Origin of the sequence: Sphingorhabdus sp. M41 (assembly GCF_001586275.1) — a bacterium.
In the GTDB taxonomy this organism is placed as follows: Bacteria; Pseudomonadota; Alphaproteobacteria; order Sphingomonadales; family Sphingomonadaceae; genus Parasphingorhabdus.
In genome coordinates, this window is record NZ_CP014545.1 from 1,345,226 (window position 1) to 1,361,736 (window position 16,511).

Consider the following 16,511-nt stretch of genomic DNA (forward strand, 5'->3'; position numbering starts at 1 on the left):
TCTGAAACGTCGGCGGCCAGGCGGGAACTGAGATGGGTTTTTCAATTCTCGGCCTGGCGCTGCTGTTTGCGCTAACAGCGGCGCTCTACGCCAGCGTCGGATTTGGCGGCGGCTCCACCTATATCGCCCTGCTGGCGCTGGCCGCGCTCGATTATCGGGCGCTGCCGGTCATTGCTCTATTGTGCAATATCATCGTCGTGACCGGCGGGACCATCCGTTTCCAGTCACGCGGCCTGATCGACTGGGTAAAAATCTCGCCGATTTTGCTATTATCCGTGCCGGCCGCCTGGCTCGGCGGCCGCATGGTCCTGGAACAGGACAGTTTCATGCTGCTGCTCGGCCTGTCGCTGGCGGCTGCGAGCATATTGCTGATCATCGAGCCTTTCATCAAACGGGCAGGGGACAGCGCTCCCGATGGGCAATGGACAGACCACAGGCTATTCGCCCCCGCCGTCGGCTCCGGTATAGGCTTTCTATCCGGCATGGTCGGCATCGGCGGCGGAATCTTCCTCGCCCCGATCCTGCTGCTCTCCCGCTGGGCCGACAGCCGCCGGATCGCCGCCACCGCCAGCGTGTTCATCCTGGTCAACTCAATCGCCGGTCTGGCTGGGCAATTGATGAAATCCGGATGGAGCAGCGGCAGCGAGGCAATTTTTGCCTATTGGCCGCTGTTCCTCGGCGTGCTGCTCGGCGGGCAGGTCGGCAGCATATTGGCCAGCAAGGCACTGCCGGAGATTTGGATCAGGCGACTGACGGCCTTGCTGATTTTATATGTAGCCGTGAGAATTTTATGGGTTTGAAACATGATGCCTGTTGCAGCGTTCGCGCTTTCGCTTGGCCGAAGCTATTGCTGGGACAGTCTGCTGAAATTGCCTTTCTTCCTAGTCCGTTGGGATGAAGGTGGCGGGACCGCAGAGCATTACAACTCAATGTCGGAACACCCACATCCCAATGCATCTAGCCGCCTGCGCTGACAGTTGCGCGGCAAGATTTCCTATCCTTCTCCCGCTGGGGAGAAGGCGCAATCATCATTGGCAAGGCGCTGTCCTATACCGACCGGAATCGTTTATCGTCTTCACTGGCGTCTTGCCCCGGTCAGGACAGGCGCTTTGACAATATGCATTTGACCATGTCTCTGCCGTACGCCCGCATAGATTAAGCTGATCGATTGCCAGAGCGGGTTGAAAGGTTACACTCGCCGCACGGTTCGCGGCGCAAAAAGCTAGGACATCCGCGTTTTTGGGACAAAGGTCGCGGAAAATAAAACCGGTCTTTGCTGTCAAGTTTCCGATACGAGTCCTGTGGATTCAGGTTGCCGCGATCATCCGCCAAAGCCCTGCTTTCCTGCAACATCCTGATTCTGATAAACCGATGCCGTTTCTTGAACGCGCCAAAAAAATGCGGTTAAGATTTAATTGACGCATGGCTGTTAGACAGGGTCCGATGTCTGAGAATTCCGGCTTTCATATCCAAACGGTGATCATATTGGCGATCTTTGCGCTGGTATTCGGGCTCATCTATTTTTTCAACAAGCGCCAGCCATTTTCCGGATGGGTCGCGATCGGCTATTCGGCGGCTTTGATGGGCTATGTGATCGATAGCACGCGGACACCCTCGACTCATATCGCCTTCATATTCGTTTCGACCGCCATGTTCTGGATATTCAGCCTGGCTATTGCAAAGGCGATTTATGTCAGGTGCAATGCGGCTTTCCCGAATATTCTGGTAGGTCTTATTCTATCATCGGCTGTCACAGGCTTCACAGTGCTCACCTTTTTTGCTCCGGATATTTCCATACGATCGGTTCTGGTCAGCGTAGTTGCAGGCATTCTTCTGGCCTTGTGTCTGCCTCCCTTGTGGAAGGCGGGAGGGAGGGTGATAGACGGAGCCTTGTTCGGAGTGATCGCAACGGTGGCCACCACGTTCGTCGTTCGAGTCGCGGTTGTCTATTCGCTTCATGGTCTGACGCTGACCGAGCAAAGCTATTCGCAATCAACCTACGCTTGGATATTCCATTTCACGAGCGGCATCTGCGCTCTGGCCCTCGCAGTGGTGCTTTTATACGCCGCCGGGCTCGACATGATTTGGCATTTCCACGGGCAATCCAACCGGGATCCGTTGACGGGACTGCTAAACAGGCGTGGGTTGAAGGGGCTCTTCAAAACCTCCACGGTTCGGAGTCAGGACAGCATAAATATACGGTCGGTCATTCTTTTCGACATCGACCATTTCAAGCGGGTTAACGATCAATATGGGCATGCTGCGGGCGACAAGGTTCTGCAAAGAATCGCAAAAACGGCATCCGGCCTTTGCCAGAACCAAGGTCAGGTAGCCCGAACCGGTGGCGAGGAATTTGCAATTCTGACCGACTGGATCCCGATCGAAACCGCACAGCTGCTGGCACAGCATATCTGTGATTCGCTGCGGTTCATTGCCCACCCCGAACTGGATGCGGATCACAAGGTTACCGCGAGTTTCGGCCTGGCGGTCCTAACTGATGCCGATTCTCTTCATGATGCGATGGATCGGGCGGACCAGGCGTTATATCATGCCAAGAGAAACGGTCGCAATCAGGTCGCGCTCGCCAAGGTTGCGTGATCCAGGGACACTATAATCACCCGCCAGCTTTCCTACGTTGGCCTAACCGTGAAAGTTCCGCTTCAAGACGGGTCAACGCCTTAATAATCTCGCTTGGGGCAGATCGCTAATCCTCAGATCAGCCGGATTCTGTGAAATATGGAACCATGGAAAATGGCTCCCCGAGTTGGATTCGAACCAACGGCCATTCGATTAACAGTCGAATGCTCTACCACTGAGCTATCGGGGAACATGCTCGATTCTCGACCGAGCCTTTCATGGTGAAGCGCGCCTATAACAATGTCATTTGCGTCCCGCAAGTCATCAAACGACAAATTGTTCCATAGCGATGCGATCGTCGAGCGCATGTTCCGGGTCGAACAGCATGGTCAGCGACTGGCTGCGGTCGATTGCCACCTTGACGCAGCTGACATCGCGGACTTCCTGCTGGTCGCCAACCGCGCTAACCGGCCGTTTTTCGGGGTTAAGCACTCGGATGGTAATCTCCATCTTGTCTGGCAATATGGCACCTTTCCAGCGTCTTGGCCGAAACGGGCTGATCGGAGTCAGGGCAAGGAGATTGCAGGTGAGCGGAAGAATCGGACCGTTGGCGGACAGATTATAGGCGGTGGAGCCAGCGGGTGTCGCAATCAGCACACCGTCGCAAACGAGCTCTTCCATCATGATCCGGCCATTGATCTCAATCTCGAGCTTTGCCGTTTGCCGGGTTTCGCGCAAAAGCGAAACTTCGTTGATCGCGGGCAGGGTGAAGCTGGCCCCGGAAATGGTTTCAACCTCCATTTTGAGCGGCTTGACTTTGAAAGCCCGAGCTTTGGTCAATCGCTCGTGTAGGTCTTCCAGATGCCAGTTGTTCATCAGGAAGCCAACCGTGCCCAGATTCATGCCATAGACCGGCATGATCTTCCGGCGATTGAGCATTTGATGAAGTGTTTGCAACATGAAGCCGTCACCGCCCAGAACCACGGCCTGGTCGGCTTGTTCTACCGGCACCCAATCGATCAGCGATTTAAGCTTTTCGGCGGCCTCTTGCGCCGGCGGCGTAGGCGACACGATCAGTGCCCATTTCTTGTTGCTCATCCGCCCGTGACGTTCATGTGACGCTCCAATATCTCTGCGGACCCATCGAGCTGCGCATTGAAATCATGGCGCTGCGGTTTGAGCTTTAGAGCCTGCTGGAGCAGTTGGTCAACGGCAGCGATGCCATCCTTCCGGACAGCCGCGCGCAAATCGACATGTGCGTTATGGCCAAGGCACATGAATATCTTGCCATCGGTCGTCAGGCGCAACCGGTTGCAATCATCGCAGAAATTATTGCTGAGCGGCGTGATCAGACCCAGTCGCAGGCCGAGCGGTTCAACCGATACATAGCGCGCAGGGCCGGAGCTGCGATGGGGAATCGGAAGGATCGTATAATGGTCCCGCAACGGTGTCAGAAATTCATCGGCGGAAATATGGGCCAGTTTGCGATCAGCCCCGACATCGCCCAAGGGCATGCTCTCGATAATCGTCAGATCATGTCCCTGTTCTGCGCAATATTCGGCCATCGGCAGAAGATCCGCCTCATTGAAATCGCGAACCGCGACCATGTTGATCTTGACCCGGATACCCGCTTCCCTGGCGGCCTTTATGCCATCCAGCACAACGTTCACATCGGCGCCGCGGGTGATCTCGGAAAAGCGTGCGGCGTCGAGTGTGTCCATACTGACATTGATCCGCTGCACGCCATGACCTGCAAGATGGTCGGCATATTCGGTCAGCAGGGACCCGTTGGTGGTCAGCGTCAGTTCTTCCAGCTCTCCCGACGCCACCTTTCTGCCGAGCCGCTGGATAACGTCCTTCATATCCCGTCTTACCAGCGGTTCGCCGCCGGTCAGCCGGATTTTACGGATGCCGTGCCCGATGAACCGTTCCGCAATAAGCGTGATCTCTTCCAGTGTCAGCAGCTCCGACCTGGGCATGAAAGTCATCTTCTCCGACATGCAATATTGGCAGCGGAAATTGCATCGATCAGTGACCGAAATACGGAGATAATCAATTTTGCGTCCGAAACCGTCTTGCATTGGGCGCCTCATGTTGATTCAATGCTATAGGGCTAGCGTTTTCCGGATAGGCAAGCAACGCCCTATAAAGGTTTTCCTGCTACGGAAAAAGATAGGCATTCGTCGTAAAATTGGCGGTCCGGCTATGCAAACCAAGGAGGTTTAAGGTCCAAGAATCATCTATCTCGACTGTGCGTCCGGTTGAATTCAGAAACCTGTTCCTGCTTTCGTTTCACGAGCGTGATTCGCTGGCCGCTGAAATTGCGTCTTTCGGCTGGCGAGTCCATTCAGCCCGCAGACTGCACAATCTGAGCGCCCGTTTTTTTTCCGCCGGAGCGATGATCGCGGTGATCGATATCCGTCAAGCCGAACAGGAAGGCCTGAAAGCGATTGTAGATCTTTCACGCACGGCAACCGAAAGCGGAATTGCGATATTGGCATTGGTCGACAGCAACCAAAAGCGGGAGGTGATCGCACAATGTTTTGACTCAGGCGCGACCCATTATCTGGATTTTGCCGATTCCGGTGCGAACCTCGACCAGTCAATCAACTATGCCTATCGCTATGTCGAAAATTTCAGAGGTGGCGCCGAACGGGCTAGTCATGAGCAATCCTTGCTGACATTTGCGGATTTGCAATGGTCGATGACCTTGGACTCCATCAAGGGATACTGGATAAGCGATAGCCTGCTGGCAGCAGCTGGAGAGATTGATTTCAGGCAATATCCCATGACCGGCATCTACCGTGCGCTATCGCATGAAGAGCAAAAGCGCGTGCGAGGGGCCATGGGCCGTCTGCGCGATGGTGCCAGGCAGGCGGCGGTGCCACACCGGTTCAATGGCCGGGCGGTCATCCATCACTTGCACGAAGCAGATGGCCGGATTTCAGGCAGAATTGAATATCTCGCGAACAACGAGGAAGTGGATGACTGGACCGGGCGGGATCTGCTTTCCGGTTTGCGGAATACGGCATCGGCCCGCACGTGGATTCGGAAGAAGCTGGAAGCTGGAAGCCAATTGACGCTCATTGCGATCGGCATCAAGAACTTCCGGATGATCAACGCCGCATTCGGACGAAACGCCGGGGACCAGTTGCTACGGATTGTCGGGCACAGGCTCATGGATCAAACGCAGCGTCAATATGCAGGCCCGCACCTGGTCGCGCGTCTCGATGGCCAGAATTTTCTGGTCGCGCTGGCTAATATTCAGAAAAGCGAAGTTTCAGCTTTTGCCAACGACTTGATCAGCAACATTTTTGATGACTTGCAACTGGAGGGGCGACCGATCAATCCTGTCGCCCGGGTAGGGGTCGCGATCGGGAACAGCGATTCCAGCGAGAATACATTGATCAGAAAGGCGGTTCTGGCGCTTGCGGAAGCGACCGCCGCAGATGCTCTGCCGATCAATTTCAGTACTGTTTCGGAAGCGGATGTGCATCTCGAAGAAATATTGGAAGATCAATTGCCCGGGGCAATGGGCCGCGGTGAGATCGTAATCGCCTTTCAACCACAAATCAAAGTCGAAACCGGTGAGCTTTCTGGCGCAGAAGCCTTGGCGCGGTGGGAGCATCCCGAATACGGGCTGTTGGGCGCCTCCACTCTGTTCGCCGTCGCCGAACGGGCCGGGGTGATGGAGTCTCTCTCGACCCAGATTCACAAACAGGCTTTGACACTGGCGGCCGGTTGGCCGGCAAGTCTAGGGTTTCTAAGACTTTCATTGAATGTCACGGCAGGCGATTTGGCAGCAAAAACATTTGTCGATGATATGCTGGGGCAGGTCGACGCTGCCGGTTTTGAGCCGAGTCATCTGACTCTGGAAATCACAGAGTCCGAATTGATCGGTAATTTATCCGCTTCGGCGAACAAATTGCACCGATTGCGGAGGGCGGGCATTTGCATAGCGATTGACGATTTCGGCACAGGTTACAGCAGCCTGTCTTATCTCAAGCAATTACCGGTAGACTATTTGAAGATCGATAGCGGGCTGACCGGTGATATGAGCGGATCACCCAAGGACCAGGTTGTCGTGCGCTCGATAATCGACATGGCGCATAGCCTTGATCTCAGTGTGATTGCCGAGGGCATCGAAACTGAATCCCAACTCGATATCCTCGCAGAACAGGGCTGTGAATTTTTTCAGGGTTTCCTGCGGTCCGGACCGCTTTCCCCAGACGAATTTGAAGCTTTCGCCCTGCGCAGCAATTAAGCGGTCACTCGTTGCGCCAGTTTCGATAGTCCTGTCGTCAATTGTGTGAGCCCATGCAGACGGGACTTGGGATCACGCCACTTGCGTTCGATGAACAATTTATTGTCCGGACGGATTTTCGCGGTTCCCTTGAGGCGGTCGACATAATCGAGCAGACCCTGAACATTCGGAAAACTGTCATTGTGGAAGGTGACCAGGGCACCGCGCGGCCCCATCTCGATTTTCGCTATTCGTGCCTTCACGCAATTCATTTTGATATGCATAAGCTTGAGCAGATTGTCGGTCTGGATCGGCAGATCGCCGAACCGGTCGATCATTTCCGCAGCGAAGGATTCGATTTCCGGGAGCGTTTTGAGACCGTTCATGCGGCGATAAAGCCCCATTCGGAGTGAAAGGTCGGGGACGTAGGCCTCCGGTATCAGGATCGGAGCATCGACCGTGATCTGTGGAGAGAAACTGTCGGTTGGCATTGGTAAGCCAGAACCTTTGGCCTTCGCTTCCAATATCGCGTCTTCCAGCATCGACTGGTACAATTCAAACCCGACTTCCTTGATATGGCCGGATTGCTCATCGCCCAGCAAGTTGCCGGCGCCGCGGATATCGAGATCGTGGCTGGCGAGCTCGAAACCGGCACCAAGGCTATCGAGATCGCCCAAAATTTTGAGCCGTTTCTCCGCCTTTTCGGTAATTATCCGGTCCTTTGGCGTGACCATATAGGCATAAGCGCGGGTTTTTGATCGTCCCACACGGCCTCTGAGTTGATAGAGCTGGGCGAGGCCAAAGCGATCGGCGCGGTGAATGATCAGCGTGTTGGCGCTGGGAATGTCGAGGCCACTTTCTACAATCGTTGTCGACAACAAGACATCATATTTGCGGTCATAAAATGCGGACATCCGCTCTTCCACAGTCGCCGGGGCCATTTGGCCATGCGCTACGACATAGGTCAATTCGGTCGCATGCTTCTTGAGGAAATCCTCGATGTCGGGAAGATCCGCGATACGCGGGACAACTATGAACGACTGGCCTCCCCGATAATGCTCCCGCAACAGCGCCTCGCGCAGTGGAACAGGATCCCACGGCATAACATAAGTACGCACGGCCAATCGGTCGACAGGCGGAGTCTGGATGACGGATAGTTCGCGCATACCGGTCATCGCCATCTGCAATGTCCGCGGGATAGGCGTGGCGGTGAGGGTCAGGACATGGACGTCCGCCTTCATTGCCTTGAGGCGTTCCTTGTGGGTGACGCCAAAACGTTGCTCTTCATCAATGATGATCAGGCCGAGTCGCTGGAATTCAATCGATTTGGCTAGCAGTGCATGCGTGCCAATGACAATGTCGACTTCGCCGCTGGTCAGACCTTCTTTGGTTTTCTTCGCTTCTGCTGGCGTAACCAGTCGTGATAGCCGACCAATCTTTACGGGAAAGGGCCGGAAACGTTCTTCGAAATTGTTGAAATGCTGCCTAGCCAGAAGGGTTGTGGGAGCGATTATTGCGACTTGCATACCCGCCATTGCAGCGGCAAAGGCGGCGCGCATCGCGACCTCCGTCTTGCCAAAACCGACGTCGCCGCAGACCAGGCGGTCCATTGCCTTTCCGGACGCCATATCGCCGAGCACCTCTTCGATTGCCTGCTGCTGATCGTCGGTTTCCTGATAAGGGAAGCGATCTGCAAATCCGGCCATTTCACTGGCTTCGACGCGGGTAGGTGTTGCCGGTTGCAAAGCGCGTGCCGCAGCGGTTCTCAGCAGCTCATGAGCAATTGCCCGGATGCGTTCCTTCAGCTTCGATTTGCGCCTTTGCCAGGCTTCGCCACCGAGCCGGTCCAGCACAACACTGTCCCCGCCTTCACCATAGCGACTGAGGACGTCAATATTCTCGACCGGTACATAAAGCTTGTCGCCACCGGCATATTTGAGGTGGACACAATCATGCGGACTTGTACCTACCGGGATCGAAACAATGCCTTCATAAAGACCGACGCCATGTTCGAGATGGACGACGAGGTCGCCCTGACTGAGCGCTGACAATTCTTCGATGAAGGCATCGCTGCTTTTGCGACGCTTGGATTTGCGGACCAGACGGTCTCCGAAAATATCCTGTTCGGTGAGTAACGAAAGTTCGTCTGACCGGAATCCGGAAGACAAGGGCAATATTGTCAGGGCTATTGCAGGCGCAGCCGAGAGGCAGGAGTCCCAGTCGTCACAAAGCACTGCACCTTTGACGTCATGGTCTTTGAGCAAGTCAAAGATGCGCGCGCGCGAACCTTTGCTATAGCTGGCGACTATGGCGGTGGTTCCGGATTTTGTCAGACTGTTGAGATGGCCGCTCAAAGCCTGATAGATATTCTCATTGCGCGCTCGCTCCGGAGAAAAATCGCGCGGCGACGACACCGACATTGACATGACGGTTTCAGATTCGGGTTCGTCAAATTCGCTCAATATGTGGATTGGCGCATCATCCTCGCGGGACCGCCATTCATCTGCTGTCAGGTAAAGCATTTCTGGTGGCAGCGGGCGGTAGCTAGACAGATTGGCCTTGTCGGCTTCAACTCGGTTCTTGTGATAGTCTGCAATGGCAGCAAATTGCGCTTCTGCTGCCGCGGAACCGGCTGCATCCCGTAGAATTAGCGAATCTGCTTCCAAATAATCGAAAATCGTAGCCAGCCGGTCTTCGAGAAGCGGCAGCCAATGCTCCATGCCCGCCAATCGGCGTCCATCCGAGATCGATTGATAGAGAGCATCGCCTGTCGAAACGGCACCGAATAAATCCCGATAGCGGGTACGGAAGCGGGTGATGCTATCGGCGTCTAGCAGGAACTCCGATACCGGAAGCAGATCGAGCCCGTCTATGTTGCCTACCGTACGTTGGTCTGCAGGATCGAACTGCCGCAAGCTCTCTACCTCGTCACCGAAAAGGTCTATTCGGATGGGTAGCTCGGCACCTGGCGGAAATAGATCGATCAACCCACCGCGGGCCGCAAATTCGCCGCTGTCGGCTACAGTGTCTACCCGGACGAAGCCGTTTGCATAGAGGAAAGATATCAGTTTTTCCTGTTCAACAATCGTGCCGGGTGCGAGTCGGGTGACAAACTCCTTGATTCGTGAGGGTGTCAGCACCCGCTGGGTTATCGCGTTGACTGTTGTGACCACCAATTGCGCGCCGGTGAACGGCATGGCCAACTTGGACAGCGCCGCAAGCCGGTCCGAAGTGGTATGTAGCGCCGGGGATGCCCGATCATAAGGAAGGCAGTCCCAAGCGGGGAATTCGATAATCTCCAGCTCTGGTGCAAAAAAACGGGCAGCTTCGACAATAGCGCTCATCGCCGCATCATCGGTAGCAATGAACATCGTACGGCGACCGGAATGGACCGCCATTTCTGACAGAAACAGAGGGCGATAGCCGGTTGGCACACCGGCTAGCGTCATGCCTTTTTCTGAGGACAATAATTTATCTAGATAAGACACTCAAAATCGCTTCTGGATATAGGACAGGAATATTATTTCGTTGCATCGATATAGTCGAGTTGCTGCATGTTCGCCATTTCCGGCCCGTCAAAAGCCGGAGGAACAGGCAGTGTCCCAATCGCCCAGGCCATGACATCCACGTCATCTTCGACGAGCAGCCTCTCGAACCAGTCCAATTCCTTGTCGGACCAGTCCTGGCTATAGCGATCAAAAAAACCGCCTATCAAAAAGTCGGCTTCACGTGTTCCGCGATGCCAGGCGCGAAATTGCAGCCGTTTCAGCCTTGTTTCGCGATCCATATTTGTTGCTCCAACTTGGCTGGCATAATGAGCCAGCGACGGTATAAAGGCGGATAGACATGCGGCCCGAGATACTCAATCCATTATTTGGCGAAACCCAGTCGCTCAAAGGCGTCGGCAAGGTGCTGGTCAAGCCGCTCGAGAAGCTGCGACTGACCCGCGTCAAGGATCTGCTCTACCATCAACCGAGCTACTGGATGCACCGCAAACGCGTCGAGGAACTGGATGAAATCGATGTTGGTGAGACGATCATCGTTGAGGTGACGCCGGTCGACTATCGCACAGGCGGTCCGCGCAGCCCCCTGCGGGTCCACGCCACCGACAAGGCTGGCAATTATATCAGCCTGACCTTTTTCGGACGGAACCCGGGCTGGCCCAAGAAATTACTGCCGCTGGGCGAGCCCAAGGTCATTTCCGGAAAGCTCGAACGTTATGGTGATGAGTTGCAGATGGTCCATCCTGACCAGGTGCTCGACCCCGGACAGGGGGACGACATCGCGCTTCTGGAACCAATTTATCCATTGGCCGACGGGCTCGGCAATGTACGGATGAAGCAGTTGGTCGGGCAGGCGCTGGCGCTTGCTCCATCCCTGCCGGAATGGATCGAACCGAGCCAGCTGGCTGCGAAAAACTGGAAGAGTTGGAAGGATAGCATCGTCGCGCTTCATCGCGACGAAAGCGAAAATAGCAGTGACAGGCTCGCCTATGACGAAGTATTTGCCAACCAGCTCGCCTTCATGCTGGTGCGCGCCAGCAACCGGAGCAAGAAAGGTATCCCTATTCAAGGTGATGGCAGGCTTCGCGATCAGTTGAAGCTGCCGTTCGAGCTGACCAATGCCCAGAAGCGCTGCATTACCGAAATTGAGGGCGATCTTGCGCAAAGCGCACCGATGTTGCGGTTGCTTCAGGGTGATGTCGGATCGGGAAAGACGCTGGTGGCGCTAATGGCGCTGCTGTCAGCGGTGGAAGCGGGATACCAAGGCGCTTTTCTCGCCCCGACTGAAATATTGGCACGTCAACATTTTCAAGGTCTGCAGAAATTACTAACCGGTTTGCCGGTGAACATTGCCATATTGACCGGGCGCGACAAGGGCAAGATTCGCGAGGCGACACTAATGGGTCTGATGGACGGGTCCATCAACATCCTGATAGGGACCCACGCGATTTTTCAAGAGCATGTCCGGTACAAGAATCTCGCGGTGGCCGTTATTGATGAACAGCATAAGTTCGGTGTTTCGCAGCGCCTCATGCTGACCCAGAAAGCCGATCGCACACCGCATTTGCTGGCGATGACCGCCACACCCATCCCGCGAACCCTGACGCTCAGTCAATATGGAGAAATGGATGTCTCCCGTATTGACGAGCTCCCTCCTGGACGCCAATCCATTGATACCAGCGTGATTTCCGATGCACGCTTGCCGGATGTAGTGGAAGGGTTGGCTCGCCATATAGCTTCTGGCGGCCAGGCCTACTGGGTTTGTCCCTTGATCGACGAAAGCGAAAAAAGCGATCTTGCTGCGGCAGAAGACCGGGCTTCCGCCCTGAAGGTGCGGTTTGGCGATCAGGTCGGTCTGGTGCATGGCCGGATGAAGGGGCCCGAGAAAGACTTGGTGATGGGGCGCTTTCAGCGTGATGAAATCAAGATCCTCGTTGCCACTACGGTTATCGAAGTCGGGGTGGATGTACCCAATGCCAGTCTTATGATCATCGAAGCGGCAGATCGCTTTGGATTAGCCCAGTTACACCAGCTCCGCGGCCGCGTAGGGCGGGGAAGCGTCAAATCCAACTGCCTGTTGATTCGCGGTGAGACATTGAGCGAAACGGCGCGCGCCCGACTTACCCTGATGCGCGAGACGAATGATGGCTTCCGGATCGCGGAAGAAGATCTTCGATTGCGCGGGGCAGGGGAATTATTGGGGACGCGTCAATCGGGGGATGCCGGCTTTCGCATTGCCACACCGGCGCAAGTCAGTGATTTTATCGGAGCAGCTACTGATGATGCACGGCTGTTGCTTGACCGCGATGGTGGTTTGGCGAGCGAAAGAGGGCAGGCGGCGCGGATCGCGCTTTACCTGTTCGAGCGCGATTGGGGCGTCAGTCTGTTGCGAAGCGGATAAAGCCTAGATACCGTTGATTTTGTCTAGCATCGCATAGAAATCTGGTTCTCGGATCACCCGCTCGAACGTAAATCCTTGGCGTCCTTGATGAGACCAAGCAAGATGGGCTTCGATACGCCCGGCAACAGGTAGGTGAACGATTACCCGGTCTCCCTTTTCCCTGTCGATCGAGGCAGCGAGCATCATGCCGTTGGCGGAAATATTGGCGATGCGTACACGGATTTCCTGATGAGGATGATATTCGCAAATGGTCTCAAAATCGATCGAAAAACGCGTGGCGCGGCGTATATCACATACTGTTTGAGGTGGTGGGCCGGTCATCCGCAGCGAGCTCCGTGAATTGGTACCTCGCCACAATAATCAAAGATCGAGAATAAAAGGTAAATGCTGGTTAGCAGGTGAGGTCAGGCCAACAATCAGGATTTTCTGAGTAGACCATGCTTCTTTTTCCCTGCGGAAATCTTCAGGTCATGGTCGAAAATGGAAACCATGAATCCGGCGTCTTTGACGGGCTGATCATCAATTCGGGCGCCGCCGCCCGCAACCAGCCGTTTCGCTTCTCCTTTGGATGTACAGAATCCAATTCCAACCAAGGCATCGAGAAGCGAAATCGGATTTTCTGCTGTCTCAAATACAGGCAAATCGCCGCCTGCAGCGCCCTGTTCGAAGGTCTGCTGCGCTGTTTTGGCGGCGTCGCTTGCAGCGCTTTGTCCATGGGCCATTGCTGTCGCAGCATCAGCCAAGACTTTCTTTGCTTCGTTGATCTCGGAGCCTTGCAGGCATTCCAGCCGCGCAATCTCTTTCAGATCAATATCGGTGAAAAGTCTCATGAACTTGCCCACGTCCCGATCGTCGGTGTTTCGCCAGAATTGCCAGTAATCGTAAGGCGAAAGCCGGTCTGCATTCAGCCAGATAGCACCATCCACGGACTTGCCCATTTTGGAACCGTCAGCCTTGGTGATCAGAGGGGTGGTGACACCGTATAGCTCGGCACCGTCAACCCTGCGGCCAAGCTCGATCCCGTTTACGATATTGCCCCATTGATCCGAACCACCAAGCTGCAATTGGCAGCCATAATTCCGAGACAGTTCTAGAAAATCATAGGCTTGCAGGATCATATAGTTGAATTCGAGAAAGGTCAGCGGTTGTTCCCGTTCCAATCTGAGTTTGACAGAGTCAAAGGTCAGCATACGATTGATGGTGAAGTGACGCCCGATATCCCGCAGGAAGGGGATATATTTCAGCTCGCCCAGCCAGTCATTATTGTTGACCATCACCGCATCGGTGGGACCGTCACCAAATGTCAAAAAATTCTCGAAACTGTCCCGGATTTTGGCAAAATTTGACGCAATTCCGTCATCATCCAGCAATTTGCGCATCTCGTCTTTGCCGGAAGGATCGCCCACCTTGGTGGTGCCGCCGCCCATCAGAACGATCGGTTTGTGGCCCGCCTGCTGCAGCCGACGAAGAAGCATGATCTGGACCAGGTTCCCGACGTGAAGGGAATCGGCGGTGACATCAAATCCGATATAGCCGGGAATGATGCTCTTCGTGGCGAGAGAATCCAACGCTTCGGCATCGGTTAACTGGTGGATATAGCCGCGATCATTGAGTAGACGCAGGAGATCAGATTGATAATGGGTCATGGACTGGTGCGTTACATGGGGACAACGAAAGTCGCAATATGCGTTTGAACTTGCAAAGCCATCCCGTGACGCCGGTAACGGCAATCGATAAGATTACGGTCGAATGGTCGATGTCGGAGACCGGCACGATATGGTTGCGATATCATGCAGAGGGAAATGTTGAAGAAGTCAGCCTGCCGGTTGATCTGGATCAGTCGCGACGGATGGATGGTCTCTGGCAGAATACCTGTTTCGAACTTTTCCTCGGTGAACCGGGAGCCGAAAGATATTGCGAGTTCAACTTTTCACCTTCCGGCAACTGGGCCGCCTATATTTTCGACCGCTATCGTGACGGGATGGGTCAGCTCCCGATGTCTGAAGCACCCGAAATATACATGGATTTCAGCGATACCCATATGGCTCTCGAAGCCACTCTGCAATTGCCCGATATCTGGATGGCGAATGAACTTGATGCGGGCCTGTCGGCGGTTATTGAAACGCAAGATGGAGCGAAATCACTCTGGGCTTTGGCGCATCCCGCCGCTAGGCCGGATTTCCACCACCGGGATGGTTTTACGCTCAAAATGGAGGCAGCGGAACGTTGATGAAATTCGGAATAGACAGACTGATCGAGGACGCCGACCTGCGCCGGCCTTTGGTGGGAAAGCGAGTCGCGTTGCTGGCTCATCCGGCTTCGGTGACACGCGATCTAGTACATAGTCTGGACGCATTATCAGCTCTCGATGATATCAACCTGACCGCTGCCTTCGGGCCACAACATGGCCTGCGCGGTGACAAGCAGGACAATATGATCGAGTCGCCCGATTTCAACGACCCGGTCCACAATATTCCGGTTTTCAGTCTCTATGGTGAGGTCCGTCGCCCAACGGCTCAATCGATGAAAACATTCGATGTTGTACTGATCGACCTTCAGGATCTCGGGTGTCGGATCTACACCTTCATCACCACCTTGCGCTACATGCTGGAAGCCGCTGCAGAGCACGGCAAGACAGTCTGGGTGCTGGACCGCCCCAATCCTGCGGGCAGGCCGGTAGAGGGCACGCTGCTGGAAGAAGGCTGGGAAAGTTTTGTCGGGGCAGGGCCGATGCCTATGCGCCACGGGCTGACAATGGGCGAAATGGGGCGCTGGATGGTGAGCCATTTTAACCTCGACGTCGATTACAAGGTTATCGAAATGCAGGGGTGGCAGCCGGAAGGGGCCGGATTTGGCTGGCCGACAGATCGTATCTGGATCAATCCGAGCCCCAACGCTCCAAACGTCAATATGGCGAGGGCTTATGCCGGCACGGTAATGCTGGAAGGGACTAATTTGTCCGAGGGGCGGGGAACGACCCGGCCATTGGAGCTTTTCGGCGCCCCGGATATCGATGCGCGAGCGGTGATCGCGGAAATGCGGCGAAAAGCGCCGCAATGGCTGGATGGTTGTATATTGCGGGAGATCTGGTTCGAACCGACTTTTCACAAATATCAGGGTCAGTTGTGTAACGGGGTCCAGATCCATGCCGAGGGCCGCGCTTATGATCACCAGTCTTTCAGACCCTGGCGGCTTCAGGCGCTGGCGCTGAAAGCAATCGGGAAACTCTACCCCGGCTATGAGCTGTGGCGCGATTTTCCTTATGAATATGAGGAAGACAAGCTGGCTTTCGACGTCATTAATGGGGGAGCGGCCTTGCGGCAGTGGATCGAGAACGAATCAACAAATGCGAATGATCTGGAAGCAATCGCAGCGCCGGATGAAAAATCGTGGGGCGAGATATCAGGACAATATTGCCTCTATTAAATATGCTGCACTGCAACATATTTATTGCATTCGCCCTCATATCTGATAATTGCCCCCCATGTTACCGAGCAAAGAATTTTTTGAAGGCGTTGCACTGAAAAAATGTGTGGCTGCGACTTATAATAATACGACGTTCAAACTGGCGCCGCATATTCTTTATACGCGCCATGACGAAATGTATGTCGATGCCGTGCCGATCGAGAAAGACGGACAGCCGCCGCGGGAGATAAAACTCGGTACTTTCAAGCTTTCTGGCCTGAAGGATGTCCGGGTCGAGGACTTGCATTTTGAGAAGTCCGAAATTTTTGAGCCGGCAGCCGAAAAATATGATGGCACTACATTGCTGGCGATTGAAGGCTGA

Annotated in this window: 13 protein-coding genes and 1 tRNA gene; 7 read left to right on the forward strand and 7 right to left on the reverse strand. The window is 54.7% G+C overall.

Features of this window, described 5'->3' with window-relative positions; all coding sequences use genetic code 11:
- The first annotated feature begins 32 nt into the window (after positions 1 to 32).
- Positions 33 to 800, forward strand: a complete 768-nt coding sequence (locus tag AZE99_RS06405; protein ID WP_067199012.1) for a sulfite exporter TauE/SafE family protein — start codon at positions 33 to 35, stop codon at positions 798 to 800.
- 643 nt (positions 801 to 1,443) lie between these two features.
- Positions 1,444 to 2,598: a GGDEF domain-containing protein gene (locus tag AZE99_RS06410; RefSeq protein WP_197460265.1), complete on the forward strand. Its 1,155-nt coding sequence runs from the start codon at positions 1,444 to 1,446 to the stop codon at positions 2,596 to 2,598.
- 154 nt (positions 2,599 to 2,752) lie between these two features.
- On the opposite strand, the gene AZE99_RS06415 is transcribed toward AZE99_RS06410, so the two are convergent.
- From AZE99_RS06415 to moaA, 3 genes are all read right to left on the reverse strand, one after another.
- Positions 2,753 to 2,827, reverse strand: a tRNA-Asn gene (locus AZE99_RS06415).
- A 74-nt stretch (positions 2,828 to 2,901) separates the two neighbouring features.
- Positions 2,902 to 3,675: an NAD kinase gene (locus AZE99_RS06420; protein ID WP_067199016.1), complete on the reverse strand. Its 774-nt coding sequence runs from the start codon at positions 3,673 to 3,675 to the stop codon at positions 2,902 to 2,904.
- Positions 3,672 to 4,670, reverse strand: coding sequence for a GTP 3',8-cyclase MoaA (gene moaA / locus AZE99_RS06425; RefSeq protein WP_067199018.1), 999 nt, complete (start codon positions 4,668 to 4,670; stop codon positions 3,672 to 3,674). Before moaA ends, AZE99_RS06420 begins: the two co-directional genes overlap by 4 nt.
- A 158-nt stretch (positions 4,671 to 4,828) precedes the next feature.
- Here moaA and AZE99_RS06430 point away from each other — a divergent pair, with 158 nt between their 5' ends.
- The gene (locus tag AZE99_RS06430; protein ID WP_067199020.1) at positions 4,829 to 6,841 is read left to right on the forward strand and encodes a putative bifunctional diguanylate cyclase/phosphodiesterase; all 2,013 of its coding nucleotides are present in this window, start codon (positions 4,829 to 4,831) and stop codon (positions 6,839 to 6,841) included.
- On the opposite strand, the gene mfd is transcribed toward AZE99_RS06430, so the two are convergent.
- Together mfd and AZE99_RS06440 are read right to left on the reverse strand one after the other, a co-directional pair.
- Positions 6,838 to 10,308, reverse strand: a complete 3,471-nt coding sequence (mfd, locus tag AZE99_RS06435) for a transcription-repair coupling factor (RefSeq protein ID WP_197460266.1) — start codon at positions 10,306 to 10,308, stop codon at positions 6,838 to 6,840. The genes AZE99_RS06430 and mfd overlap by 4 nt on opposite strands.
- A gap of 32 nt (positions 10,309 to 10,340) precedes the next feature.
- The gene (locus tag AZE99_RS06440; RefSeq protein WP_067199024.1) at positions 10,341 to 10,607 is read right to left on the reverse strand and encodes an FAD assembly factor SdhE; all 267 of its coding nucleotides are present in this window, start codon (positions 10,605 to 10,607) and stop codon (positions 10,341 to 10,343) included.
- 59 nt (positions 10,608 to 10,666) lie between these two features.
- On the opposite strand from AZE99_RS06440, the gene recG reads away from it, so the two are divergent.
- Positions 10,667 to 12,724: an ATP-dependent DNA helicase RecG gene (gene recG, locus AZE99_RS06445; protein WP_067199026.1), complete on the forward strand. Its 2,058-nt coding sequence runs from the start codon at positions 10,667 to 10,669 to the stop codon at positions 12,722 to 12,724.
- A 3-nt stretch (positions 12,725 to 12,727) separates the two neighbouring features.
- Here the strand turns inward: recG and AZE99_RS06450 are convergent, their stop codons facing one another.
- Both AZE99_RS06450 and tyrS read right to left on the reverse strand, forming a co-directional pair.
- Positions 12,728 to 13,045 (reverse strand): PilZ domain-containing protein, encoded by a 318-nt coding sequence (locus AZE99_RS06450; RefSeq protein WP_082788270.1) that lies wholly within the window; start codon positions 13,043 to 13,045, stop codon positions 12,728 to 12,730.
- 95 nt (positions 13,046 to 13,140) lie between these two features.
- Entirely contained in the window at positions 13,141 to 14,370 is a 1,230-nt protein-coding gene (tyrS, locus tag AZE99_RS06455; RefSeq protein WP_067199028.1) for a tyrosine--tRNA ligase, read from the reverse strand.
- 38 nt (positions 14,371 to 14,408) lie between these two features.
- On the opposite strand from tyrS, the gene AZE99_RS06460 reads away from it, so the two are divergent.
- The 3 genes from AZE99_RS06460 to AZE99_RS06470 are packed head-to-tail and all read left to right on the forward strand — an operon-like array spanning position 14,409 to position 16,511.
- Positions 14,409 to 14,954 carry a DOMON-like domain-containing protein gene (locus AZE99_RS06460; RefSeq protein WP_067199030.1) on the forward strand — a complete coding sequence of 182 codons (546 nt, stop codon included), beginning with the start codon at positions 14,409 to 14,411 and terminating at the stop codon, positions 14,952 to 14,954.
- Positions 14,954 to 16,150, forward strand: coding sequence for an exo-beta-N-acetylmuramidase NamZ family protein (locus AZE99_RS06465; protein WP_067199031.1), 1,197 nt, complete (start codon positions 14,954 to 14,956; stop codon positions 16,148 to 16,150). The genes AZE99_RS06460 and AZE99_RS06465 overlap by 1 nt, the downstream gene beginning before the upstream one ends.
- A 58-nt stretch (positions 16,151 to 16,208) precedes the next feature.
- Positions 16,209 to 16,511 (forward strand): hypothetical protein, encoded by a 303-nt coding sequence (locus AZE99_RS06470; protein WP_067199033.1) that lies wholly within the window; start codon positions 16,209 to 16,211, stop codon positions 16,509 to 16,511.